Here is a 7,489-nt window from a genome sequence, read left to right on the forward strand (position 1 = left end):
TTAGAATAGCGTTTTTTGCTGATGATGACCGATGACCGATAACGCCGTCCTTCGCCTGCGCGCCGAGCGTCTTGCCCGCGCCACCCGACCGTTTCTTGCCCGTGGCAACCGTATCCGACGCTGCCAGCGCTGTCTGCTGCCGCAGAAAAACTGCCTGTGCGCCACACTGGCACCGCAGCAGGCCCGCAGCCGCTTCTGCCTGGTGATGTTTGACAGCGAACCGATGAAGCCGAGCAATACCGGGCGGCTTATCGCCGATATCCTGCCGGAGACCGAGGCTTTTGGCTGGTCGCGCACGGAACCGGATCCCGCTCTGCTGCGTGCGGTACAAAATCCCGACCTCCAGCCGATGGTGGTTTTCCCCCAGTCTTACGCGGATGCCGATCGCCCGGTGCTGAATACCCCGCCGCTCAGCGGCAAGCCCCCGCTATTTATTATGCTGGACGGCACCTGGACCGAAGCGCGTAAAATGTTTCGTAAAAGTCCCTGGCTCGACGCCCTGCCGGTGATGTCGCTGACCCTGACCCGCCCTTCAAACTATCAGCTACGCGAAGCGCACGGCGAGGGCCAGCACTGTACCGCCGAAGTCGCCGCTGAGCTGCTGTTGCAGGCTGGAGATACCGCCGCCGGTGAGGCGCTGTTCCGCCACTTCGATCTTTTCCGCCAGCGTTATCTGGCCGGGAAGCCCCATCATCCGCTGTATCAGGCTTCGCTTTCGCATGGCGATGACGAACCGCAAACTCTGCCCGCGATCAATTAACTGACACGCAGCGCAGCATCTTCCCGCCGCCCGGAGTAGAATCAAAATACGTTACTGCAGGGTAGCGAATAATTTCTCGAAGGGAGCGGAGATGAGCCAACGCGGTTTAGAAGCACTGTTGCGACCGAAGTCGATCGCCGTTATCGGTGCCTCCACCCGGCCCGAGCGCGCCGGATATCTGATGATGCGTAATCTGCTGGCGGGCGGGTTCAGCGGGCCGGTACTGCCGGTGACGCCAAAGTATCAGGCAGTTTGCGGCGTGCTGGCATGGCCGGATATTGCCAGCCTGCCGCTCTCCCCGGATCTTGCCATTATCTGTACCCACGCCCGGCGTAATCTGGAACTGCTGACCGCCCTCGGCGAACGCGGCTGTAAAGCCTGTATTATCCTCTCCGCCCCCGCCGGCCAACTGGCCGAACTGGAAGCCTGCGCCAGCCGCTGGCAAATCCGGCTGCTTGGCCCGAACAGTCTTGGGCTGCTGGCCCCCTGGCAGGGGCTGAATGCCAGCTTCTCTCCGGTGCCGATCCTCAAAGGCAAGCTGGCTTTTATCTCGCAGTCGGCGGCGGTGTCGAACACCATTCTCGACTGGGCGCAGCAGCGTCAGCTCGGCTTTTCCTGGTTTATCGCACTGGGCGACAGCCTGGATATCGATGCTGACGATCTGCTGGATTTCCTCGCCCGCGACGGCAAGACCAGCGCGATCCTGCTCTATCTGGAACACCTTAGCGATGCGCGCCGCTTCGTGTCTGCCGCCCGCAGTGCAGCGCGCAATAAACCGATTCTGGTAATCAAAAGCGGCCGCAGTCCCCATGCTCATCGGCTGCTGAAGGCTCACGGCGGGATGGATGCCGCCTGGGATGCTGCTATTCAGCGCGCCGGTCTGCTGCGCGTGCAGGATACCCACGAACTGTTTTCAGCGGTGGAAACGCTCAGCCATATGCGTCCGCTGCGCGGCGAGCGGCTGATGATTATCAGTAACGGTGGCGCGCCCTCTGCGCTGGCCCTGGACGAGTTGTATGACCGCAACGGCAAGCTGGCAACGCTGAGTGAGTCTTTACTTACTGAACTTGGTGAACGCCTGCCGGAAGGGATTACGCCGGGTAATCCGCTGGATTTAAAAGATGACGCCACGCCGGAGCGCTATCTGCAGGCGCTGTCGCTGCTGCTCGACAGTCACGATGTCGACGCGCTGCTGATCATTCATGCGCCCAGCGCCGTTGCTCCCCCCACACTGACCGCCCAGCGGGTGATCGAGCTGGTGAAACAGCATCCGCGCGGCCGGCAGGTGACGTTGCTGACCAACTGGTGCGGCGAACACTCTTCACAGGAAGCCCGCCGGCTGTTCAGCGATGCCGGGATCCCGACCTATCGCACGCCGGAAGGGACGGTGACGGCGTTTATGCATATGGTGGAATACCGCCGCAACCAGAAGCAGCTGCGCGAAACCCCGGCCCTGCCCGCCAACCTCACCGCCAACACCAGCGATGCCCATCTGCTGATCCAGCAGGCGCTGGAAAACGGTGCCACTACGCTGGATACGCACGAGGTTCAGCCGATCCTGCAGGCTTACGGCCTGAATACATTGCCAACCTGGATTGCCGGGGACAGCAGTGAAGCGGTGCATATCGCCACGCAGATTGGTTATCCAGTGGCGCTGAAGCTGCGCTCGCCGGATATCCGGCACAAATCCGACGTTCAGGGAGTGATGCTGTATCTGCGCACTTCCAGTGAGGTGCAGCAGGCGGCGGATGCGATTATCGATCGCGTCAGGCTCACTTCTCCCCAGGCGCGTATACACGGCCTGCTGGTACAGAGTATGGCAAACCGCGCCGGAGCGCAGGAGTTACGCATCGTCGTTGAGCAGGATCCGCTTTTCGGCCCGGTGATTATGCTGGGGGAAGGCGGTATTACCTGGCAGGGCGATCGTCAGGCCGTTGTGGCGCTGCCGCCGCTGAATATGACGCTGGCCCGCTATCTGGTTATCCAGGCGATTAAAAGCGGCAAAATTCGCGGGCGCAGCGCGCTGCATCCGCTTGACGTCGTCGGCCTGAGCCAGGTTCTGGTTCAGGTGTCGAACCTGATTGTCGACTGCCCTCAGATTGTCCGACTCGATATTCACCCCCTCCTGGCAACCGGCGGCGAGTTTACGCTGCTGGATGTGACGCTTCAGCTGGCTGAGTTCAGCGGCGATGCGGAAGATCGTCTGACCATCCGTCCTTATCCGCACGCGCTGGAAGAGACAATCTTCCTGAAGAACGGCCAGGAGTGCCTCTTCAGGCCCATTCTGCCGGAGGATGAACCTTTGCTGCAGCAGTTTATCGCTCAGGTGACCAAAGAGGATCTTTACTATCGCTACTTCAGTGAGATCAACGAGTTTACCCATGACGATTTGGCTAACATGACGCAGATCGACTACGATCGGGAAATGGCGATCGTTGCCGTTCGCCAGCATAACGGACTGGACGAGATTATCGGCGTGTCCCGCGCTATTTCGGATGCGGATAATATCGACGCGGAGTTTTCCGTGCTGGTGCGCTCCGACCTGAAGGGGCTGGGGCTGGGACGCCGCCTGCTGGAAAAAATGATCGCCTACACCCGCGATCACGGTCTGCAGCAGCTGAATGGCATTACCATGCCGCGCAATCAGGGCATGCTGGCGCTGGCCCGCAAGCTGGGATTTGCCGTAGACGTGCAGCTGGAAGACGATATTGTTGGCCTGTCGCTGTCGCTGCTCTCACCGGAAGGCTGCAAGGAAAAGTAAATCTAACGCCTTTCATACAAACTAATGGTATTATTCTCGGTTAGGGTCATGATTTTACGGATAAAGGCCATTCTATGAACAGAGAAGAAACGCACTGTGATGTTGTCAAATTTTAAACGCAATAAACACCAACAGCACCTTGCGCAACTGCCTAAACTGTCTCAGTCAGTTGCTGATTTCACGACGCTGTATTCTCCTGCGGATTTTCGCCAGACGCTGCTGGAAAAAATTGCCGCGGCGACGCAGCGGATCTGCATCGTGGCCCTGTATCTGGAAAATGATGAAGGTGGCCAGGCCATTCTCTCCGCGCTGTACGCGGCTAAACGCCTGCGGCCTACGCTGGATGTCTGCGTTCTGGTCGACTGGCATCGTGCCCAGCGCGGCCGGATCGGTGCGGCAGCTTCGGCAACGAACGCCGACTGGTACTGTGAAATGGCCAGTCAGAACGAAGATATTGCGATCCCGGTTTACGGCATCCCGGTCAACACCCGTGAAGCGCTGGGCGTGCTGCACCTGAAAGGTTCGATTATCGATGATACGGTGCTGTATACCGGCGCCAGCTTCAACGATGTCTATCTGCATCAGCGCGACAGATACCGCTACGATCGTTATCAGCTCATTACCAACCGTGAGCTGGCCGATACGATGTTCAGATGGATTGATAAAAATCTGGTCCAGGCCGAAGCGGTCCATCGTCTCGACCGCCATCAGCGCCCGAAAAGCCCGGAAATTAAAAATGAAACTCGCCAGTTCCGTCAGGACCTGCGCGGCTTCGACTATGAGTTCACCGGTAATGCCAACAATGAACAGCTGGCCGTCACGCCGCTGGTCGGGTTAGGTAAGCGCAGCCTGCTGAATAAAACCATCTATCATCTGATGCCCTGCGCCGAGCGCAAGCTGACGATCTGTACCCCTTATTTCAACCTGCCGGCGATTCTGGTGCGCAATATCATCTGGCTCCTTCGCCGGGGTAAAGAGGTTGAGATTATCATTGGTGATAAGACGGCAAATGACTTCTATATCCCCGAAGATCAGCCGTTTAAAATTATCGGTGCGCTGCCCTACCTCTATGAAATAAACCTGCGCCGTTTCCTCAGCCGCCTGCAGTATTATATTGATGTCGGGCAGCTTACGGTGCGCTTATGGAAAGACGGCGAGAACAGCTATCACCTCAAGGGACTGTGGGTGGATGATGAATGGATTATGGTTACCGGCAATAACCTGAATCCCCGCGCCTGGCGCCTCGATCTGGAAAATGCGATTCTGATCCACGATCCACTCCAGCAGCTCAGCGATCAGCGCGATCGCGAACTGAATCTGATCCGCCAGCATACGACCGTGGTTCAGCACTTCCGCGATCTTGAAAGCATTGCCGATTATCCGGTTAAGGTCCGCAAACTTATTCGCCGCCTGCGGCGTATCCGCATTGACCGACTGATTAGCCGCATTCTGTAGTTTTCTGCACAGCGACAGGCCCTGTTTATGACGGGGCTTTTTTATATCGGAGGCCGTAATGCGCAGATATCTTCCGCTGATTTTACTTTGCTGTAGCGGCTGTACCCATCTGGCCCAGGACCAATGGACCGGGCGTGATAAGGCTCAGCACTTCATCTCCTCCGCTTTTCTGGCCGCGGCGGGTAATGCCTACGGTGAGCGGCAAAACTGGAGCGAAGGGCGCAGTGCCAGCTTTGGCCTGACGTTTGCCGTCTCGCTTGGTGCGGCAAAGGAGCTTTACGACAGTCGGGAAGGCGGCAGCGGATGGAGCTGGAAGGATTTTACATGGGATTTAGCCGGCGCTGCCACCGGCTATACGTTATGGAATCTCGGTCACTAGCTACAGCTTAAGGCCCTTTCCTCGCCTGTGAAGCATCAGTGACACCAGGAATGCGACGGCCCCCATCAGGGAAACATACCAGAAGAACGTGGTCTCACTACCTACCGCTTTGAGCGACAAGGCGACATATTCTGCCGATCCTCCGAACAGCGCATTGGCTACCGCGTAGGACAGCCCAACCCCCAGCGCCCGGACCTGCGGCGGGAACATCTCGGCCTTCAGAATACCGCTGATGGAGGTGTAAAAACTGGTGATCACCAGTGCCAGCATTACCAGTGCAAAGGCGACGATCGGATCGTTGACGCTTTGCAACAGGGTCAGGATCGGCACAGTACACACCGCAGCCAGCCCGCCAAAGATCAGCATGGAGTTTCTGCGCCCAATTTTATCCGACAACCCCCCAATGAGCGGCTGCAGCAGCATGAATACAAACAGCGCGGCCGTCATCAGGCCGCTGGCCGTTTTATGATCCATTCCCGAGGTGTTAACCAGGTATTTCTGCATATAGGCGGTGAAGGTATAAAAGCTGAGCGAGCCGCCAGCGGTAAAGCCCAGCACCATCAGAAAAGCTCGGCGGTGCTTCCATAACCCGATTAGCGATCCGGCATCTTTACTCTCGCGTGAGGCACTGTCTGAGGTCTCATTCAGAGAACGACGCAGATACAGCGCAACGATGGCCAGCGCGGCACCCAGGGCAAATGGGATACGCCATCCCCAGCTACGCAGCTCCCCATCCGAAAGGATCTGTTGCAGCAGGACCACCGTAAGCAAAGCCAGCAGCTGGCCGCCGATTAAAGTAACATACTGAAAAGAAGCATAAAAACCCTTTCTCCCTTCTGTCGCCACTTCACTCATGTAGGTGGCACTGGTGCCATATTCGCCGCCGACTGACAGCCCCTGGAACAGACGCGCCAGCAACAGTAGCGCCGGTGCCCATACGCCAATCGTGTCATACCCCGGCAGGCAGGCAATAACCAGCGAGCCAAAACACATCATGCAGACGGAAATCAGCATTGAGGATTTGCGCCCGTGTTTATCCCCAATATAACCAAACAGCCAGCCGCCGATTGGCCGCATTAAAAACCCGGCGGCGAAAATACCGGCCGTCTGTAGCAGCTGAGTCGTGGGATTGCCCGAGGGAAAGAAGATATGGGCAAAATAAAGCGAGCAGAATGAGTAAACGTAAAAATCGAACCATTCAACCAGATTGCCGGACGATGCACCAACAATCGCCCAAATCCGCTGTTTTGAATTCAGCGTGTTTCCCTGCTGCTTTTCAGTAATGGAGTCCATTGAAAATCCTCGTGAGTTTTCCTCGCCAGCTCTAGTGCCAAAGAAAGTGATTTAAAGTGATGATAGCTTGCTTATAACATTATGATTTATATGGCATGTAGCCTTTTATGCTCAAGTTAATTATGGCATAAATGGAAGGAATTATTCGGGATTCTGATACAGTGGATTTAGCGATTTTGACTATTCTGTGCGGTGAAACGGATGGCTAAAAACCTTTTGTCCCGGCTTTTATGATGCGAACAGAATGGATGCTTCGGTATCAGACCTTATTCTTTTGGAAGGATTTAAGCAGGAAGAGGTCGCCAAAATTGTGCTGCACCGATCCGGTTCGAGTAACCGCTGCCCCTGCCGCTGGATCAATGGACGATTGCTGTTGCCAGCGACGTTAATATTGAGCTCAATATGCCCTGTCTGGATTTAAACAACGTCACTGAGGTTGCTGATTTCATTGAGCGCTGGCTGTCGGCGCAGAGAAGGTAGATTAAGCGGAGATTATCAGGTGCGTAAACGCAAAAAGGCCACCCGTAAGGGTGGCCTTCTGCTTTATTTGATGCCTGGCAGTTTACGGCCCACTTCCCTGTGGGCCGCCCTCCGGGTGTCGCGTTCGCGACATTCAAAATTGTTCCGGACAATTTTGTCCTACCGGAGAGTCGCTTACCGACAGACAGCGAATAAAAGAAAAAGCCCTGTACTTGCGTACAGGGCTTTCCTTTTATTTGATGCCTGGCAGTTCCCTACTCTCGCATGGGGAGACCCCACACTACCATCGGCGCTACGGCGTTTCACTTCTGAGTTCGGCATGGGGTCAGGTGGGACCACCGCGCTAAAGCCGCCAGGCAAA

Annotated in this window: 5 protein-coding genes and 1 rRNA gene; 4 read left to right on the plus strand and 2 right to left on the minus strand. The window is 56.5% G+C overall.

What is annotated here, in order from left to right; all coding sequences use genetic code 11:
• Positions 1–31: 31 nt before the first annotated feature.
• The 4 genes from PGH32_RS13215 to PGH32_RS13235 all read left to right on the plus strand — a co-directional run bounded on the left by PGH32_RS13215 (position 32) and on the right by PGH32_RS13235 (position 5,355).
• Positions 32–760 carry a tRNA-uridine aminocarboxypropyltransferase gene (locus PGH32_RS13215; RefSeq protein ID WP_314422468.1) on the plus strand — a complete coding sequence of 243 codons (729 nt, stop codon included), beginning with the start codon at positions 32–34 and terminating at the stop codon, positions 758–760.
• Between the two features lie 91 nt (positions 761–851).
• Positions 852–3,521, plus strand: a complete 2,670-nt coding sequence (locus tag PGH32_RS13220) for a bifunctional acetate--CoA ligase family protein/GNAT family N-acetyltransferase (protein WP_314422465.1) — start codon at positions 852–854, stop codon at positions 3,519–3,521.
• Between the two features lie 99 nt (positions 3,522–3,620).
• A complete protein-coding gene (gene pssA / locus PGH32_RS13230) occupies positions 3,621–4,976 on the plus strand; it encodes a CDP-diacylglycerol--serine O-phosphatidyltransferase (RefSeq protein WP_337894243.1) in 1,356 nt (451 codons plus the stop codon).
• A gap of 58 nt (positions 4,977–5,034) precedes the next feature.
• Entirely contained in the window at positions 5,035–5,355 is a 321-nt protein-coding gene (locus tag PGH32_RS13235; RefSeq protein WP_314422428.1) for a YfiM family lipoprotein, read from the plus strand.
• Here the strand turns inward: PGH32_RS13235 and PGH32_RS13240 are convergent, their stop codons facing one another.
• On the minus strand, positions 5,356–6,648 hold the full coding sequence (locus PGH32_RS13240) for an MFS transporter (protein ID WP_337894244.1): 1,293 nt from the start codon (positions 6,646–6,648) through the stop codon (positions 5,356–5,358).
• 721 nt (positions 6,649–7,369) lie between these two features.
• Positions 7,370–7,485: ribosomal RNA gene (gene rrf, locus PGH32_RS13245) — 5S ribosomal RNA — on the minus strand.
• Positions 7,486–7,489 lie beyond the last annotated feature (4 nt).

The organism is Erwinia sp. SLM-02, from assembly GCF_037450285.1.
Lineage (GTDB): Bacteria > Pseudomonadota > Gammaproteobacteria > Enterobacterales > Enterobacteriaceae > Erwinia.